This window comes from Pseudomonas sp. Marseille-QA0892 (assembly GCF_054950135.1).
In genome coordinates, this window is the sequence record NZ_CM143104.1 from 208,658 (window position 1) to 226,322 (window position 17,665).

General features: G+C 56.2%; 13 protein-coding genes. 12 read left to right on the top strand and 1 reads right to left on the bottom strand.

Annotated elements, in window-relative coordinates; all coding sequences use genetic code 11:
- Window positions 1-338: 338 nt before the first annotated feature.
- Window positions 339-890, bottom strand: a complete 552-nt coding sequence (locus ACY8D3_RS00940; protein WP_462381108.1) for an isochorismatase family protein — start codon at window positions 888-890, stop codon at window positions 339-341.
- A 635-nt stretch (window positions 891-1,525) separates the two neighbouring features.
- Here ACY8D3_RS00940 and ACY8D3_RS00945 point away from each other — a divergent pair.
- From ACY8D3_RS00945 to ACY8D3_RS01000, 12 genes are all read left to right on the top strand, one after another.
- Window positions 1,526-2,365 carry a hypothetical protein gene (locus tag ACY8D3_RS00945; protein ID WP_462381110.1) on the top strand — a complete coding sequence of 280 codons (840 nt, stop codon included), beginning with the start codon at window positions 1,526-1,528 and terminating at the stop codon, window positions 2,363-2,365.
- 57 nt (window positions 2,366-2,422) lie between these two features.
- Window positions 2,423-3,472, top strand: coding sequence for a DUF4214 domain-containing protein (locus ACY8D3_RS00950; RefSeq protein ID WP_462381112.1), 1,050 nt, complete (start codon window positions 2,423-2,425; stop codon window positions 3,470-3,472).
- 138 nt (window positions 3,473-3,610) lie between these two features.
- Window positions 3,611-5,695 carry a glycosyltransferase family 2 protein gene (locus ACY8D3_RS00955; protein WP_462381113.1) on the top strand — a complete coding sequence of 695 codons (2,085 nt, stop codon included), beginning with the start codon at window positions 3,611-3,613 and terminating at the stop codon, window positions 5,693-5,695.
- Between the two features lie 3 nt (window positions 5,696-5,698).
- A complete protein-coding gene (locus ACY8D3_RS00960) occupies window positions 5,699-7,363 on the top strand; it encodes a glycosyltransferase family 2 protein (protein WP_462381115.1) in 1,665 nt (554 codons plus the stop codon).
- A gap of 15 nt (window positions 7,364-7,378) precedes the next feature.
- On the top strand, window positions 7,379-8,083 hold the full coding sequence (locus ACY8D3_RS00965; protein WP_462381116.1) for a glycosyltransferase family 2 protein: 705 nt from the start codon (window positions 7,379-7,381) through the stop codon (window positions 8,081-8,083).
- Window positions 8,080-8,775: a class I SAM-dependent methyltransferase gene (locus tag ACY8D3_RS00970; RefSeq protein ID WP_462381117.1), complete on the top strand. Its 696-nt coding sequence runs from the start codon at window positions 8,080-8,082 to the stop codon at window positions 8,773-8,775. Before ACY8D3_RS00965 ends, ACY8D3_RS00970 begins: the two co-directional genes overlap by 4 nt.
- Window positions 8,772-9,809: a tetratricopeptide repeat protein gene (locus ACY8D3_RS00975; RefSeq protein WP_462381118.1), complete on the top strand. Its 1,038-nt coding sequence runs from the start codon at window positions 8,772-8,774 to the stop codon at window positions 9,807-9,809. Before ACY8D3_RS00970 ends, ACY8D3_RS00975 begins: the two co-directional genes overlap by 4 nt.
- The gene (locus ACY8D3_RS00980) at window positions 9,806-11,128 is read left to right on the top strand and encodes a hypothetical protein (protein WP_462381119.1); all 1,323 of its coding nucleotides are present in this window, start codon (window positions 9,806-9,808) and stop codon (window positions 11,126-11,128) included. The genes ACY8D3_RS00975 and ACY8D3_RS00980 overlap by 4 nt, the downstream gene beginning before the upstream one ends.
- An 11-nt stretch (window positions 11,129-11,139) precedes the next feature.
- Window positions 11,140-13,023, top strand: a complete 1,884-nt coding sequence (locus ACY8D3_RS00985) for a BNR repeat-containing protein (protein WP_462381121.1) — start codon at window positions 11,140-11,142, stop codon at window positions 13,021-13,023.
- 5 nt (window positions 13,024-13,028) lie between these two features.
- Entirely contained in the window at window positions 13,029-15,788 is a 2,760-nt protein-coding gene (locus ACY8D3_RS00990; RefSeq protein WP_462381122.1) for a rhamnan synthesis F family protein, read from the top strand.
- Complete coding sequence (locus tag ACY8D3_RS00995) at window positions 15,788-16,951, top strand: rhamnosyltransferase WsaF family glycosyltransferase (RefSeq protein ID WP_462384170.1); 1,164 nt, start codon at window positions 15,788-15,790, stop codon at window positions 16,949-16,951. The genes ACY8D3_RS00990 and ACY8D3_RS00995 overlap by 1 nt, the downstream gene beginning before the upstream one ends.
- 225 nt (window positions 16,952-17,176) lie before the next feature.
- Window positions 17,177-17,665, top strand: a complete 489-nt coding sequence (locus ACY8D3_RS01000; protein WP_462381123.1) for a UDP-glucose 6-dehydrogenase family protein — start codon at window positions 17,177-17,179, stop codon at window positions 17,663-17,665.

Consider the following 17,665-nt stretch of genomic DNA (forward strand, 5'->3'; position numbering starts at 1 on the left):
CGACGCCGATGCAACGGCGCCGTAACGCACCGGCGGTTGATCAAGGCGAGGCAGGCATTGGAAGTATTTGGGTCTCGCCACGCCGACAGCAGCGTAGGGTGCGTTAGGCGTGGCGCGGTCCATGAATAAGACGCCGATGCAGCATTGCCGTAACGCACCGGCGATTGAGCAATGCGAGGCAAGCATTGGAAGTCTTCTGGCTTCGCCATGCCTACTGTGCCTGCGGGCCCAAAGCTGCCGGCTGGCGATCGTGCGTCTACGTCGGTTCTGGGAGCGGCTCGGAAACGGGCCCGCGGGTCACCAACGGACCGCCGGCTATGTTCGGAGCTTGCGGCCTCTCAAGGCATTGCCTTCACTAGCGGCAACACATCCCGAAACCGCTCGTTCTCGCACGTTTCCAGCCACTCGAACATCACCATGTCCGCTGTAACGACTGTCGCGCCGGCCTGCTGCAATCGGGCCATCGCCGCGGCATGATCGCTACCGCGCCGAGCGCCACATGCATCGGCAACAACCCAGACCCGCTTACCCGCCCGCAGCAGGCCCAGCGCTGTCTGCATCAGGCATACATGCGCCTCACAGCCGGCAATCACCACATCATCACGGCCTTGGTAGGCCGTATCGAGTACGTCTACCAGACCATCACGGCAAGCGTCGAAATGCATCTTGGCAACCGTCCGATCGCAGCGGGACGCAATCGGAGCGACATTGCCGCCGAGCTTCCCTGGGTTTTGCTCGGTGCCGATAACAGGTACGCCCAAAAGCGCTGCCGTTTCAGCCAGCATGCCTGCGCGGGCAAGGAGTTCAGAAGCGTCCGCAATGACAGGCATCAGGCCGTCCTGGTAGTCGACCAGAACGAGCACGCTGGCTCGTGCCTTCATACTCTGCATAACTCGCTTCTATAAAGTATTCGGTGCGTGCGAGACACGCCAAGCATGTTGCATGCTCCGTTCGATATTGGTCTCCGCGCAAGCTGGCCGGTAGCCGCTAACCGGAGGGAGTTTCGCATAGTCAATAGGCGCTAGGCGCTAGGCGCTGCTTCGCTACGCGCGCTCATGCAGCAGCCTTTATTTCTTCACTGACATCCCGCCGCAGCCAAGCGATTCATTCAATAGGAAATGCCGCAGCTCTAAAGTACGTCTTCTGTAAGCAGCCCCTAAGCATAGACGGTGATTTTTAAATCGTCATGACCAAAATTCATGATGAATGTCATGGCTCCGCTGAGCCAGGCGCCATCCATTCAACCGGCAATGGAGCGTCACCGTGCAGAGCTATGAACCAAGATAGTGCTTTTGATGAGACGAAGAATAAAATGCACTTGAGATTAATGAGGTATATGTCTCAATTCTGACTAAATTGCGTCGCGATCGACGCTCACTTCGCTTGCGCGCCTTTTGTCACTGTGTGTGTTTTTTTATTGACCGGCGCAAGCCTGAGCCGTAGTCTCCGGCTGTATGGCGTTTTTTCCGGATCTTATGGAGTGGTTCGGGCCTCGATTTCCTTGCCTCAAGGATGATTTATATTCATGAGCTCGTCCGCTTTCAAAGTTGTTTCCCGGGTCCTCACGCTTGACTTGGGTATGTACATCTTTCGCTATGCTGTCCCAGCGGGCGAGACGCACAAACGAAGCTGCGTCAGCCTTCACCAATCGCCTGTAGGCAAGGGCAGCATCGACTGTTTCCCAGGCGAAGGTATAAGTCGAAATACGATGGGGCGCCCCGGCGACTGTATTGTCGTCCGTGTCAAAGGTGCGCAGGCGGGGATTCTGATCACGGAATACCATCCGCACGAAGACGCTAATCGCATCAATCTTCGCGTCGACAAGATCGACACATCGGCCGAGCCTGCCGCCAGCCCTGTTTCTCCCAAGCCTGCTGAATCGTCTGCTGATGCCAATATTTGCGCAATCGAATGGTCCGGCCATATCGAAACGCGTGGCGATATCACGTCTAATGAGCCGTGGCTGGGCAACCCCAACTCAGCTCTCCGGTTGGAAGGCTTCGCAGCGAAGTGGTTGAGGCAGCCTGAAGGCCTCGACCTGGCCTATCTCTGCCGCACCGGCAAAGGCTCGGAGCCTCAAGTCGGGCTTGCAGGCAAATTTGTCGGGACTCGGCGCCAGGCAAAACCAATCACAGCCATTGCGTTTGCCCTTACCGGCCCGAACGCATCCGATTATGAATTGACTGGAGAAGTGGTATTCGCGGGATCCCCTCCGCTCGCTATCTCTCCGGACAAAGAGCTTTCAGGCCCACAGGGGACTGAACAGCTCGTTGCGATACGGGTATCTATCACCCCCAGGGCTGCCCAGGCATCCTCTCCTGCTTCCCCCTGGTCCGATCCCGCGAAGACACAAGTCTTCAAATAACGGAAGTACACATCTTAGGACGTGGGCGCGGTCGTGCGCCCGATAGAGGAAATTTCCATGGCTTTGCAATACGATGCTCCATCCTCCCGTGCAGACCTTCAAGCCGGTCTGCAAGCAAATCCTGGTGTGAGCCCTGCTGCTCTTAACGCCATCAATGCCATTCTGGGCGACAGCCAAACCGTCTCGGTTGGCTCATTCGATGGCACCACGTTGAATGCTCCGGCAAATGTCCAGGCTGTCGTCGCCAACATCGCGGGCGCTGCTGGCGAACAGGTAGAAGTGACCTTGCCAGCTGATGCAATGGCATCTGCCAGCGCTTGGGTATTCAACTCCGATGCCGACCTGACCGTTGCATTCAACACGGTTGAGCGCGTCATCGTTGGTGGCAACGGCAATGACTTCATCACCGTCAACGGCGACAGGGACACTGTGCTTTTCGGTGGCGACGGCGACGATACGCTGGTGACCTCCGGTGGTGATGACTCCGTTACTGGCGGCGCGGGCGATGACTCCATTTCCACCGGCGCAGGCGACGACACAATCGTTTCCGGCCAGGGCAATGACACCATCGACGGCGGCACTGGCTTCGATATGGTCCAGATCGCCGGCGACAAGGCCAACTACGACTTCGCAGTCGAAGACGGCAAGCTTGTTGTCACTGCGAAAGATGGCTCCGCCTCGGTTCAGGCAGCCAACGTCGAGATCTTCAGCTTCAACGACAACGAAAACGTATTGGTCACTGCAAACGAGACCAATGCGAACGCCATGCGCCTGTATCAGGGCATGTTCGATCGTTCGGCTGATGCTGAAGGTGCCAAGTACTGGCTCGACCTGCTGGACGAAGGCACCCTGACGCTCCAGCAAGTGGCCGAGTACTTCGTTACCTCGCCAGAGTTCCAGGGCCAGGGCGAGCAGACGAACGATCAGTACGTCGAAATGCTGTACGCCAATGCGCTCAACCGTGAGTCGGACGCTGACGGCAAGGCATTCTGGACCAACGCGATGGACGCAGGTCTGGACAAGGCAGCAGTAGCCATCGAGTTCGTAGGTTCTGCGGGTGCCGCTGTTGAAATCGACAACGTCTTCATCATCCCCGGTCTGGTCTGACGGTGCGTTGCTGAACTGACGTGGTGAAATACCCCGGCCATCTGGCCGGGGTATTTCCACAAGGGGCTGCTTCCATTCAGCCTCTTTTGGAAATACCCATGTTCCAATTTGCGGTATGCCAGCACGGGGAAGTGCGCCATGCTGTCTGCTCTCTTCAATGAAAGCCTGGAAGCAGGAGATATCGTCTCCAGTCGGCGCACCATTGCGCTGGCAATGCAAACACCGGGCTACCAGAACGAAGCATTCCTATGGAAGGGTTTGCTGGCGTTGCAGGAAGGCGATAAGCACAGCGCGTTTCTTTCGTTGGCGCGCGCCTGTGAAGAATTTCCGGACCGCGCTGAACTCTTCGCTTTACTGGGCAGGTGTATAAGCGATACCGCATTGCCAGCAACTCATGCCACGTTCCTGCAAGCGGCGCTCGCGCGTTTTCCTGTTCAGCCCGAACTGCGTCGGCAGTACTGGCTGAGCCGGCAGCGTAACTGTACGCCCGACGCACTGGCTGCCGAGGTTCTGTCCCAGCTGGCCTACATTCAGTCAGCCGTTGAGCTCAAGGTCGCACTCTCGCTTCTTGGCACCACGGGCAGTGAGGATGGAACCTACGGCGTGGTCGACTACGACGCTGCCCAGCAAGCATTGGTTGGGTGGGCCGTCGATATCAAAGCGCCTGATCGCGTCCCGATGCTTCGGCTGGAGGCGGGCACAACGACGGCAGATATTCCCGCCGATAAGCCCTCGTGTTTGCTCTCAAGTGCCGGTTTTTCGGACCAGCACGGCGGCATTTTCATTCGCGTGCCTCGCCCGGTGGGTTGCTTGAAAGTGAGCGTACTCGGTGGCCGGCCACTCGTTGGGAGCCCGGTCGCGGCGATACCGGTATTCGAGCCGCCAGCACCCGTTGGTAGTGATCCGGAGCGTCAGCCGCTTGATGTCCTCCTGCCCATCTACAAGGGCGTAGAGGCAACGCTGGCATGTCTTGAAAGCCTGCTGGACTCCAGCCGGCACAATCAGACGCCCCATCGGATCATCGTGCTCGATGATTTCAGCCCGGAGCCTGCTGTGGTCAGGAGGGTGGAAGCACTCGCGCGCAAGGGCCGGCTCATTCACGTCCGTAACTCAGCCAACCTGGGATTCATCCGTAACATGAATCGCGGAATGGCTCTTCACCCCGGCAGCGATGTTATCTGGTTGAATGCGGATACGCTCGTGCACGGCGATTGGATCGATCGGTTGCGCAAGGCTGCCTACGGCGCATCGGATGTCGCGTCCGTAACACCTTGGAGCAACAACGGCGAATTGATGAGCTTCCCGCAAAGCCGTGTGTCACACCCCATGCCAAACGCCAACCAGCATGTCGTGTTGGACCAGGTCGCACGCGATAGCGGCCTCACGCCGGTTGAAATCGAAACAGGGTGTGGATTCTGCCTCTATATCAAGCGTCGGGCCCTCGATGAGGTGGGCTACCTCGACGAACTGGAACTTCGTCGAGGGTATGGCGAAGAGTCCGATTGGTGCCTGCGTGCCCGAAGCAAAGGGTGGCGGCACCTCGGGGCTACGAATGTGTTCGTCGCCCACGCGGGCGGACATTCATTTGGGCCTGAAAAGGCCGTTAGGGTCTACCAGAACAACGCCATTCTCCGTAAGCGATATCCCGATGCTGAGCGCCAATTCGACGCCTTCATCGCGCGCGACCCGCTCAAGCCAGCTCGCGAGGCCTTGCAAGAGCGCCTGGCAGGCGCGTTACCCGAATGGGCCTACCCAAAGGTGCCGAGCGCAAAAGCGTCGTCCATCGCAGTGAATATGCTTCCGCGGCTTCCAGACAACGCAGCGCTACCCGGGCGTTTCTGGCTGATTGCGGATGACCTCAGCTCGCTTGAAGCGGGAAAACAGTGGTTGGCGCTGGCAAGACAAATATCGCGTCAAAGGGGGGAGCTACAGCTCCTGTTGGTGCAGGACACCCCCTGGGAAGTCGAGCTGTCGTCTACAGGGTGCGTGATGCACTTACCCACCGTCGATGGCATGTCTCCAGCGGAGGTTCTGAAGTCAGCGGGTATGTGCATCGCAGTCACGCTCGATAGTGCGCCACGCTCGGTCTGTGAGCAGTGCTTCAGTGTCCGCCTGGCTTACGAGTACGAACTGCCGTTGTTTGCCTCCCGGTCAGCAGGGTTGGCCCGCGTTGGCGCCCACGACCTGGATCAACTTCGTCCTTACCATATCGTCAGAACTTGACCCATGAATGCATTCGAAGCATCTGAGCCCCTTCACGGCGCCATCGACGGTATGCGCGGCGATGTTTTGCAGGGCTGGGCGATCGATCGCCGGGATCCTGGCCTTCGGCTCGCCGTAGAGGTTTATATCGATCATGTGTTCGTCGCCCTGGCACGCGCCGACCGCGAACAGCCGTTCGATAGCGCTGGCGACGGTTTTCATGGATTCGCGGTTCAGCTGCGCCCCGCCTGGCTTGAAAATGCCAAACAGGTTGCTGTGCGCATTGCCAATGGCGGCCCCTGGCTGGACGGCGCACTCGAGCGCCCATTTGGAGAGCAAAGGGATAACGTTACAGCGATAGCCTCGCAGGTATGGCATACCGGTGGGCTAAAAATAAAAGGCTGGGCCTGGGACCCTGCCTCGCCACCACGGCACGTTAGCGTGTCGGCGCGGGAAGGCCTCCACCACATAGCCTCCGGCATCGCAAACCGCCTACACCCCGCGCTGATTGACCGCACGACCGCCGATCATGGCTTCGACATCGATCTGCCGTGGGCACTGGCCGACGGATGTCTTCACACCATTCATATTGAAACTGACGAGGGTATCCCGGTCACCGGGAGCCCTATCCAGCTATGCGTCCACCCTGAAGGGCTCGCTGCGCTGGTCCAGAAGTTCTGGCCGTCTACGGCCGAGCATGACGAGCGGTCCGAAGAAGTGCCGGCGCTACTCACTCAATTGGCCGAAACGTGCGACCTGCATGCGCCACGCAGTGCGGGGTTCAGCCACTACCCGCGCTGGCACGCGGTGTTCCAGCAACCAGCGCCGATTCAGCCGGTGGACGGCGTGACGTTGGTCATTCTGTTGGGTAACGGCACCAGCGAAGCATGGGCCGCGACGCGGCTCAGCATCGAGCAGCAGCGTTTGCCGGCCGAGCAGATCCGTGTCATAGCGCCCCAAGACGCTGATCTGTTCACCGAGGTAACGCAGCACCTTGGCGCTGCCCGCATCATTGTTCCGGTCCGGGTGGGGGATCGCTTGGCAGGCCACGCACTGGATACATGCCTGAGCGTGCTCAACCAATCTTGCGCGGCGTGGGCCTACTCCGACTGTGACCAGGATGACAGTCAAGGCAGGCGCACTAACCCGTGGTTCAAGCCTTGTTGGGACGAAACGCTCTTCTACGGCATGGATATCGTGAGCAGTGGCGGCGCATTCAGCTCGCTTGCCATTGCCGAAGCGCTACAACGGCTCGCCCCGCTGGCGCAGGAGGCCAGTCTCGGTTGGCATTGGTTACTCGCTGGTGTCGTCGCGGCCAACGATGCCCGCGTCGTGCACATCCCGGCGGTGCTGTATCACCGTGCAGCGGACGCGCCTGCAACGCCCTATAGCTCTCTGCCAGACAGCCGGCGGCATGCGTCACTTACGTGGCTCGCACAACAGCGTATGGCAGGTGCCGTCGTGGATGCGCACCCGAGCTACCCCGGGCTCAGTCGTGCCATATGGCCGCTGCCGAACGCATTGCCCGTTATCAGTCTGATCGTGCCGACTCGCGATCATGTGGAGCTGCTGCGCGCTTGCATTGAGGGCCTGGCGGCGCGTACGGACTATCCTGCACTGGAAATCATTGTCGTTGACAACGGGTCCCGTCTGCCTGAGACGCTCGAATATCTACAGCGAATAGCCTAGCAGGGAATTCGCGTTTTGCCTTATCCGCACGCGTTCAATTATGCCGCCATCAATAATTGGGCGGTGGAGCAGGCCAACGGAAGCATTGTCGGGCTGGTCAACAACGATATCGACGTACTCGAGCCAGGCTGGCTCAAGGAAATGCTGGCCCACCTTCTAAGGCCCGGCATTGGCGCGGTAGGGGCCAAGCTCATGTGGCCTAACGGAATGGTGCAGCACGGCGGGGTCGTTGTAGGCATCAATGGTCTGGCGGCACATACCGGCAACGAACTCAACCGGGACGACCCCGGCTACCTGGGGTTCAACCAGATCGCCCGTGAACAAAGCGTCGTTACGGCCGCGTGCCTTCTTATGCGTAAGCACGACTACCAGCGACTGGGGGGCCTCGATGAAGAGCGTTTCCCAGTTGCCTTCAATGATGTCGATCTCTGTATGCGCCTGCGCAGCGCAGGCAAGCGGATCGTATGGACGCCATTTGCGCCCCTCGTTCATGCAGAGTCAGCCAGCCGCGGGAAGGAGGATACGCCTAGCAAGGCCGCACGTGCTGCCCGTGAACAGAGGCATTTCATCGAGCGTTGGTCGCAGCATGGACAGAGCGACCCTTACTACCATCCTTGCCTGAGCGCCGACTACCTCGCCGGCCCCTACGGCGGCCTGGCGCTCCCGCCGCGCAACACGGCACCGCGCTGCGCGGACCACACGATCCAGAAGGTCAAATGAAAATTACCCACGAAGATCTTGCTGCATTCATTCCAAGCCTGCGCCAACCCGGAAGCAAGACGCTCCTGCATGTGGGATGCGGCTCCGCACGGCCGGAGCGCTTACCTGATTGCTTCAAGTCGCACCATTGGCGAGAAGTCAGGCTGGATATCGATCCGAAGGTAAAGCCCGACATCGTTGCAAGCCTCACCGATATGAGCGGGGTGCCAAGCGCGAGCGTCGACGCGGTCTGGTCGTCCCACAACCTGGAGCATCTCGAAGGCTTCCAGGTGCCCCAGGCACTCAAGGAACTCCGCCGCGTACTCAAGCCCGGTGGTTTTGCGTTGATCACGCTTCCTGATCTGGAGCGCATAACCCGCCTTGTCGCGGATGGCCGCGGGGATGAGGTCATGTACACCTCGCCGGCCGGCCCGATCACGCCACTGGACATGCTGTTTGGCCACCAGGCTTCGCTCGCCCGCGGCAACCACTACATGGGCCACAGAACCGGATTCACGGCTGAGCGCCTTGGCAAAAAGCTTGCGGATGCCGGCTTCGCCGAGGTGCGTGTCATCAAAGGCAGATCGTTTGACCTTTGGGCGGTCGCGGTAAATACGGCAGAGCCCAGTGCGGCTGCAGGATCCCGAACGGACGTTCAAAAGGCTGCACAGCCGACGGTTTCCAACCAGCATCTATATGTAGACACGCAATGAATTCGATATCTGCTTCGACCTACGAAGTCATCGGCCACTTCGACTACATTCAGGACGGCTACGCCTACGGCTGGGCCTTCGCGCCTAGCCAGCGGACGCAGCGCCTGGCCATCGAAGTCGTCGCCGATGGCGAGGTCGTTGGCCACGGCCACGCCGATCAGTTCCGGGAAGACCTTCTCGGCGCAGGGCTTAGCGACGGCCACTGCATGTTCAGCGTCAAACTTTCTCATGAGCTATTCGACGGTCGCATCCACCGCCTGACAGCGCGCGACGCAGAAACCGGCCAGCCGCTCGCCGGTGGGCCGCATGAGCTCGGCCCCGAGATACGCCAGCAGCCTTATGCGCAAATCACCCGAGCCGAGGGCCTGCGCGTGCTGGCCGAGTTGTTCGAGCACCCGACCTATACCCATCTCGGCGGCCGTGCGGGCAGTTTCGCCCAAGCCTATCGCTTTGCGTCGCGCCTGCAGGAAACCGACCAGCTGGTCGAGGCGTACACCGCCTGGGACGCCATCAACAGTGCCTTCGGCGGCCACCCGTTGATCGGTTGCAAGGTGGGTGAAGTGCTACTGCTCCAGAGTCGTCCGGCGGCGGCGCTGGAAGCCTTCCGCACCGCTGCGGGAGACGATTTGCGCCAGCACTGGGCTCACATCGGCATGGCCAATGCCCTGGAGGCGCTTGGTCGCTTCGATGAGGCGGAAGAGTCGTTGCAGGTTGCGCTCGCGCTGCAGCCGCACGACGCCGCGCTGCAAGCACGGCTCAACGAGCTGCAGAACCGCTCGCTACCGCAACGCGTTGAGCAATTGATCGCCAACGGCCAACGCGAACAGGCCATCAGCCAACTGAAGAAGCTGCTGCGTCGCGAGCCCGAGCACCAGGTGGCGATGAGCCTGCTCGGTGACCTACTGACGCCTCCGGACGAGCCCACCGATGACCTGCCGGGGCTTGCTCGTCTGCGCGAGTTCCGCAAGGCCCAGCGACTGCTCGATGCGCTGCTGGATGATGTGGAAGCAGAACTGAGCGAGTCCGCCCAATGAACTCGCTCCTGAACCACGTCCGCCAACACACCACAGGCCCTTTGGGCACAACGCTCGTAATCGGCGCCGGCAACGGCAGCGCATTGGCCAACTGGCGCGAGCTCCGGAGCACCCGGCTCGTCATGGCTGAAGCACACCCCCGGCAAGCTGAGGGACTGGCGCGGCGCCTCCGCAGCGACTTGGGCGAAGAGCTGCTGGCCGTCGCCATCACGCCCGCCGACCAACAAACCGCCGCGCTACATGCGTTGAACAACCCTGCGTATTCCAGCCTGCAGCCACCGCGTGGCTTGATGGACTATTACCCGAACCTGCGCATCGAAGCGCCCCTGCAAGTACCTGCCATCAGCCTGGCCAGGCTGCTCGAACAGCAAGCCCTGAATGCAGACGGCGACAACCTGCTGGTGCTCAGCGCGCCAGGCCAGGCCTTCGAGCTGCTGCAAGGTGCGCCTCGCGACTCGCTGCAAGCGTTCCGTTGGCTGCTGATCAACACCAGCAGCGAACCGCTTTACGAAAACGAGCGCGAACCAGCCGGCGTCTCCGCATTCCTCAGCAGCATGGGTTTCGATCTGGTCATGGACGATCCCGATGCGCTCTACCCACAAGCCAGCCTGCTGTTCGTACGCAATGACACCGCCTTGCGCGCCCTACGCCTTGAGCGCGAAGTCGATACGCTGCGCAATCGTCTGACAGAAGCCAGCCAGCAAGCCTCCACGCGTGAAGCAGAGCTGCAAACGCAGCTGAGCGAGCAATCTGCAGCCCTGGCAGAACAAGCCAAGCTCGCCAGCGAACGCCAGGCACGACTCGACCAGCTCACCAAAGAGAAGACCGAACTCACCGCCACACTCGACACGTTGACCAAGGACAAAGAAGCGCTGGCCCAAGCCCGCGACGAACAAGCCAAGCTTGCTACCGAGCGCCAGGCGCAACTCGACCAACTCGCCAAAGGAAAAGCCGAACTCACCGCTGTCCGCGATGCCCTGGCTAAGGACAAAACAGCCCTGACTCAGGCTCGCGACGAGCAGGCCAAGCTCCTAACTGAACGCCAGGCACAATTGGACCAGCTTACCGAAGAAAAGGCCGAACTCGGCTCCGATTGCCAGCGCCAGCTCGAAGAGCTGGCCGCTCAGAAGAACGCGCTCGTCGCTGAACGAGACGCTCTCAGAAAAGAAAACACAGGACTCGCCTCCGATTGCGGCAAGCTCAAGCAGACGGTTGCCGAAGGCCATCAGCGCCTATTGCTGATGAAAGAAGAGGTGATCAAGGCGAACACACAGGTCGAGCTTATTAAGGACCTGCTACTGCGGGAATCCGGTCTCTGAGAGGACGCGCGATGTTAAAAAGCCTGAAAGCATATCTGACCCGCTGGCTAGGCAAATCTCATGATGTCGGTCAAATCAGTGCCGACTCTTCTCGACGCATCGTTCCGGGTGACGCAACGAAGATAGTATTTCACGCGGAAGGTGCGAGTGGCGATCCGTTTCCATACGACGAAAGCCTGCTCGAGCGCTCCCGTACTCAATGGCAGTTCGGGGATTGGGAAAGCCTTGCCAGACTCGACCGTGCCACCTTGCAGTACCATCCAGACCGAGCCAAGCTGGCATTGCTGGCGGCAGCGGGGCGGCTGCAAACCAATCGGAGCGTCGAAGCGAGCCACTACCTGCGCCTTGCGAAAGATTGGGGCGTCAGCAAGAAACTGATAAGCCAGATATTGATCGCAGGTGTACACAACAGCCTTGCCCGCGCGGCAATCCTCAGCGACGAGCAACAGTGGGCGATGGAACATTTCAACAAGGCGATTTTGATTGGCACGCCGGGTTCAGACCGGCGCCTAATCACGCAAGCCCGGATCGAAGAACAGTACAAGCAGTTAGGACTGCCGACTTCGGCGCTTGCTGCGACATCACATGTACCGTCATTTGCCAAGCGGCCCGCCTTCAGTGTCACAACTCTAGCCACGCACAACCTAGGCGATGCTTGGGCAGGTAATACGATAAACACCGTCATCTTTCGCCATCACGGCATCCTGACGCATGACAACATCCAATACACCGCCTTTTATGTCGATACTCACACCCTAAGGCTTGTGCAGCGCGACCTTAGAAACGACGCGCTGACAACCTTCGATTTGCATGGTGAGTACAACCTGCGCGATGCGCACAACAGCATCAGCATGGGTGTCGACCGGCAAGGTCATCTGCACCTCAGCTATGACCATCACGCCACGCAGCTGCGTTATCGCCGATCGATTGAGCCACGCGACATCAGCGCTTGGACCGAAGAGCTACCCATGACGGGCAGCCTTGAAGAGAAGGTGACCTATCCTAGCTTCATCCTGCCGCGCCACGGTTTTCCACTTACGTTTTTGTACCGCGATGGCGTGCATGACAAGGGCACTGCTCGCATCAAGACCTATGACGAAACAACGCGAACCTGGACCAATCATCCCAAGCCCATCCTGAGTGGGTCAGAACAAAAGCCGTGGACAAGCAATGCATATTGGAACCATCCCGCCGTTGGCACTGATGGCTCGCTTCATCTCTCGTTTGTTTGGCGCACTCACACGCTAGGCGAAGAGCAACGTATCAATAATATCAATATTGGCTATGCCTGCTCATATGACAATGGAATTACCTGGCAGACTTCGCGGAAGCGTCCTTACAAGCTGCCCATTACTCAAGTGAACGCCGAAACTATTTGCCCGGTTTCACCCGGCAGCAATCTTATAAATCAAACCAGCATGGCGCTGGACAGCCATAACCGGCCACATATCGCATTTTATGCCGACGATCCCGATGGCATTCCGCAGTACCAGCATTTATGGTTTGACGGCAAGGTATGGCGACTTCAAATAGTTTCGATTAGGAACCAAACCTTCAGCCTGCAAGGCGGCGGCACGCTGCAGATTCCTATCAGTCGGCCCGAAATCGTCATCGATCGTCAGGATAACGTCTACTTCATAGCGCGAGGCGATCACACTGGGAATCGTATGGCTGCAACGTTCCTTCCTGCTCCAGATTACCGCTTTGCACCGAATAATATCTGGATCATAAGCGATCAAGACTTGGGCTTTGCCGAACCAGTCATAGACCGGGCCCGCTGGCAGCAAGAAAACGTCCTTAGCTTGTTGCGTCAGCACAATCAGCAGCCAAATAACGACGCTTGTCACCAGAATACTCAAAGTCCGGTGGACCTGATCGATATTATATTGAATTAACCAGTATGAAAAAAATATCTCGCTTAACTGCAACCTCATCTAACACCCCGCTCGCTCTTGGCAACCGCGCTCTGCGGGAAGGTAGATATGTCGACGCCATCGAGCATTATGAGCGCGCAGCCAAACAAGCGCCCGAGCTTAAGGCGATCATTTCTAGTAACGTAGAGATCGCGAGACGGAGGTCTAAACTATTTCCTAAAAAAGGTACTATCAATATAGTTGTTCCTGTCTTCAATGCATTGGGCGATGTGAAACTTTGCCTCGAGTCCTTAGAAAGGCACACAGACGGATATTGCGTGCGAGTCATCGTTGTTAATGACGGTTCGGATGCAAAAACTACGCACTGGTTACGTCAACGCTGTCAAGCCAACGCCATCTTTAAGCTAATTGAAAACGCCGAGAATTTCGGCTACACGCGCACTGTTAATATCGGTTTAAGGGAATCGAATGCTGATTTCGTAATCACTCAAAATAGTGACACTGTTGTTACGGAAGGGTGGTTGTCAGGCATGGTTCGGTGTATGGAGTCAGACCCGGCGATTGGTGTGGTAGGCCCATTATCCAATGCGGCGAGTTGGCAAAATGTACCTGCGCTATGGGATGAAAGTGGTTCCTTTGCTATCAACAAGTTGCCCACTGGTATAGATATTGAAGGGATGGCAAGAATCGTATCCAAGACTTCGCAGCGCGTCTATCCGCGACTACCGTTTGTCAATGGCTTTTGCTTCATGATCCGTCGTGCCGTGATTGATGCCATCGGATATATGGATGAAGCTAATTTCCCGGTAGGGTATGGCGAGGAAAACGATTTTTGTATACGTGCTGTCGACGCAGGCTTTGAGTTGGCGGTTGCTGACGATGTGTTCGTCTATCATGCCAAATCCAAAAGCTTTGGCCATGAAAAACGCCAAGTATTATCTGAGCAGGGTACTCACAATCTCAAGAAGAAGCATACATCCGAAAAATTCGTTGCACGAATGGATGCTATTAAGCGAACAGAGAAACTGGACGTCATCCGTTCAAATATTCAAAACGCGATCCAGCAGCGCGTAGGCGAACATCAAAATATTGGGCCAGATGAAGTCCGGCTAGTACCAGGCGCAGCTTTTAGCGTAAAAGGTTATTGCCTTGAACCAGTATTTTCTACGCCAGTTATTAATCAGCCATTTGCTGAGCCTGCTGGATCCATAGGTTTTTTAGGTATAGATCTTGGCTTGCATCTCCACTTGCATTACCTTGACTTGCTGGAGGAATTTATTGCTTGGCTCAAGAATATTACGATCCCCTTTGCGCTTTATGTTTCGGTTCCTGATATTAAAGACTGCGACAAGATAAGTGTACTGCTAAACCGAGCTTTGCCATTGGTAAAAGTCGATGTGCGGAGCTTTCCGAATCGCGGTCGGGATATTGGTCCGTTCCTTGCCGGTTTTGGCGCAGATCTTAAAAAACATAAGTTTATTGGGCATATTCATTCCAAACGCAGCCCGCACAACCCAGCGAAACGGGATTGGCGTACGCAGTTGATGACGCACTTAATGGGCAGCAAGGGCGTGGCGACGGCTAACCTGAGGCTGCTCGCGGAAAACGCCCATCTGGGTATGATATTCCCTGAATATCATTGGTCACTAGCAAATCAGATTGCGTGGGGAACCAATTATCCATACTGCCAAGCACTTAGCGCTAGAATGAACATCGATATTTGCGTTGACCGTATGGTTCCATTCCCGGCGGGATCAATGTTTTTTTCGCGCACAGAGGCAATTTTGCCGCTGCTGAATTTGAGTCTAACTTTCAACGATTTCCCTGAAGAAACTGCCCAGGTAGATGGCACGCTTGCTCATGCAGTTGAACGCCTCTTTGGCAATGTAGTTCTAGCGACTGGGATGACAGTCCAACAGGTGCGGTGCGAAAAGGCCCATGACCTTTTGTATTACTATACTGCTGCTAATCCATATTCCGTCCCTGATAATGAATTTTTGCCGCAAAATATTAGTAGCTACCATGCTGTGCGAAGTGAAAACATAAAGGCTGAGGTTGGACTGCTTACAGCTAATGCAGGAAGTTATGACCCGGTAGTAGTACATGAGGCGCTTGATCCGGAAATTGACTATATATACATGACCGATACGGAAATGCCAGATTATGGTTTCTGGAAGGTGCAGCCCCTTGTCTGTCAAAAAGGATCAGAAATAATGGCAGCACGGCGCGTAAAATCCTCCGCGCCATGTCACTTGCAAGGCTATAGATATGGAATTTGGGTCGATGCCAACGTATTAATACGTCGCTCCTTACGGCCATATTTAGACTTGGCAGAGGCTAACCCTAATGTGCCAATTTTTGGTATCCCGCATCCAGTACGGTCTTGTATTTATGAAGAGGCAGAGGCTGTTGTAGAGCACGGGAAGGCTAATCAGGAGAAAGTCGAGGAGCAGATGATTCGCTACGCTGCAGAAGGCTTCCCCAAGAAATACGGATTGATTGAGACGAATTTCCTTTTGTTCAACCTATCACACCCTCTAACGCCGAAAATTTTTGAATTGTGGGCGCAGGAGTTAGAGAGCAAGACGCATCGCGACCAGCTTTCGCTGAATTACGTGCTTTGGAAACTGAATGCTGAATGGCTACCTCTAATGGCCGAAGGACACAGTTTAAGAGACTGTCCTGACTTCGCCTACTTTGGGCACGGCGGAAACAGTGGTTATCGATCACCAAAACTGCAGCAGCTAGAGCCCATTAGCACAAACACAAGGACAGTATCAGCGTGATGAAACGTGATAGCCTAATGGATCTAGCTCAAGTTAGTCTTGAGGATTTCGAGTCAAACCGGCTTTGCATTGAGCGCGGGCGGGCCAAGCCCTTAGGTAGGCCGCAGACGATACTCTGGTTTTTACCTTTGGTACCCCACGCCTTAAAAGGCGGCGTTCGAACGGTTTTTGCTTTTTCTGAATACATGTCTGTGAAGCATAGCACCCAGTTCGTATTTGTTGTCTACTCCTTCACTGGACGTGATTTCGATCTTGATCCGCTCTCTATCTCCCTTCGTGTAAACTTTCCGAATCTGCGTTTTACCCTACGCAAGTTTCTTCGTGGTGTAGATAGTGAAAATGATTTGCCGCATTCGCAAATTGCCTTCTGCACACTGTGGACAACGGCATATTTGCTGTTGCGCTACAATAAAACCCAAAGAAAATATTATTTCATGCAAGATTTCGAGCCGATGTTTTATGCGGGTGGCGAAATCTATATGATGATCGAGCAGACTTACCGTCTCGGCTTTACCTGTATTGCGAATACGCCAGGGGTAGGGAATAAATATCTAGAATACTCCAGCGATGTCACTAGCTTCCTACCTGGCGTAGACAGAAGTGTATTTTATCCTGATAACATATACATGGATGCAGTAAGCCGGCCCACGGTATTCAATATTGTTTTTTACGGTCGTCCAGAGAATGCTAGAAACGGGTTTTTCCTTGGTCTGGATATTCTGAAAGCGCTTAAGAGAAAAATGGGATCCAAGGTGCGCATTTATTCAGTTGGAGCTGATTGGAAACCTGGCGATTTTGGAGTTGACAGTGTAGTGGAAAATCTTGGGCTACTTAAGTCTATTGACGAAGTTGCCAGCCTCTACCGCCGCTCGCACCTGGGGTTGGTATTTATGGCAACGCCGCACCCCTCTTATCAGCCGCTAGAGTATATGGCCTCAGGATGTATCGTCGCTACTAATCGTAATGAAGCGAACGAATGGCTACTCAACGAAAGTAATGCGCTTTTGCTGGAGCCGCTCTCGGATGTAGCAGCGGAGCGTATTGTTCAGCTACTTAGCGATACCCCTCGACGTCTTTCACTGGTTCGCGAAGGACTGAATACGGTAGCCTCGCTGGACTGGTCTGAGGCGTATCGCGTCATCGAAAGCCGTGTCCTCAGATAAAGAGAGTTCGATCTGTTATATAATGGCCAGCTTTGCTAAGAGATATTATACGTAAACTTTGGCTGGCGCCATTTGGCGGCTATCTTCAAACGCAAACGCAAACGCAAACGCAAACGCAAACGCAAACGCAAACGCAAACGCAAACGCAAACGCAAACGCAAACGCAAACGCGGATAGAGCGACACTCGGATTTGTTTCTTGTTGGAAGTATGGGAGGTGCTAAAAATGAGCAAAAAAGCGGTTTTTGGTACTGGTTATATCGGACATCCAAACTTCATACTTCCCGTACATCGCCACGGAGTTGTTGCGCTCGACATTGATTCCGCCGCCGTCAAATTGATCGACCAGCGCTATTCCTCAACTGCCGATTGCGAAATTAGCGACCACCTCGCACACAAGCCACTATGCCAGCGCGTAATGTCTGACAAGCAGGTCGCCTACTCTGATGAGTTCGCATTATCGCCATGCCCATCGACTGCGACCTCGCACCAATCACGTCGATACTTGCTCAGTCGAGGCGGTGGTGCGCGGAGCAACGACGTTGCGGTGCTGCTGACCGACAAGACCGCCGGCGAGGCTATCAGGCTGCTTGCCGACACGTTTTTAGCGATGCGGGTCGCGTACTTCAAAGAGATATTCGCGACAAGGTTATGCATGCGGTCCATTTGGCAAGGATTGAGCGGGCGCGCCGTCTTTTCTCCCTATTCATTCTAG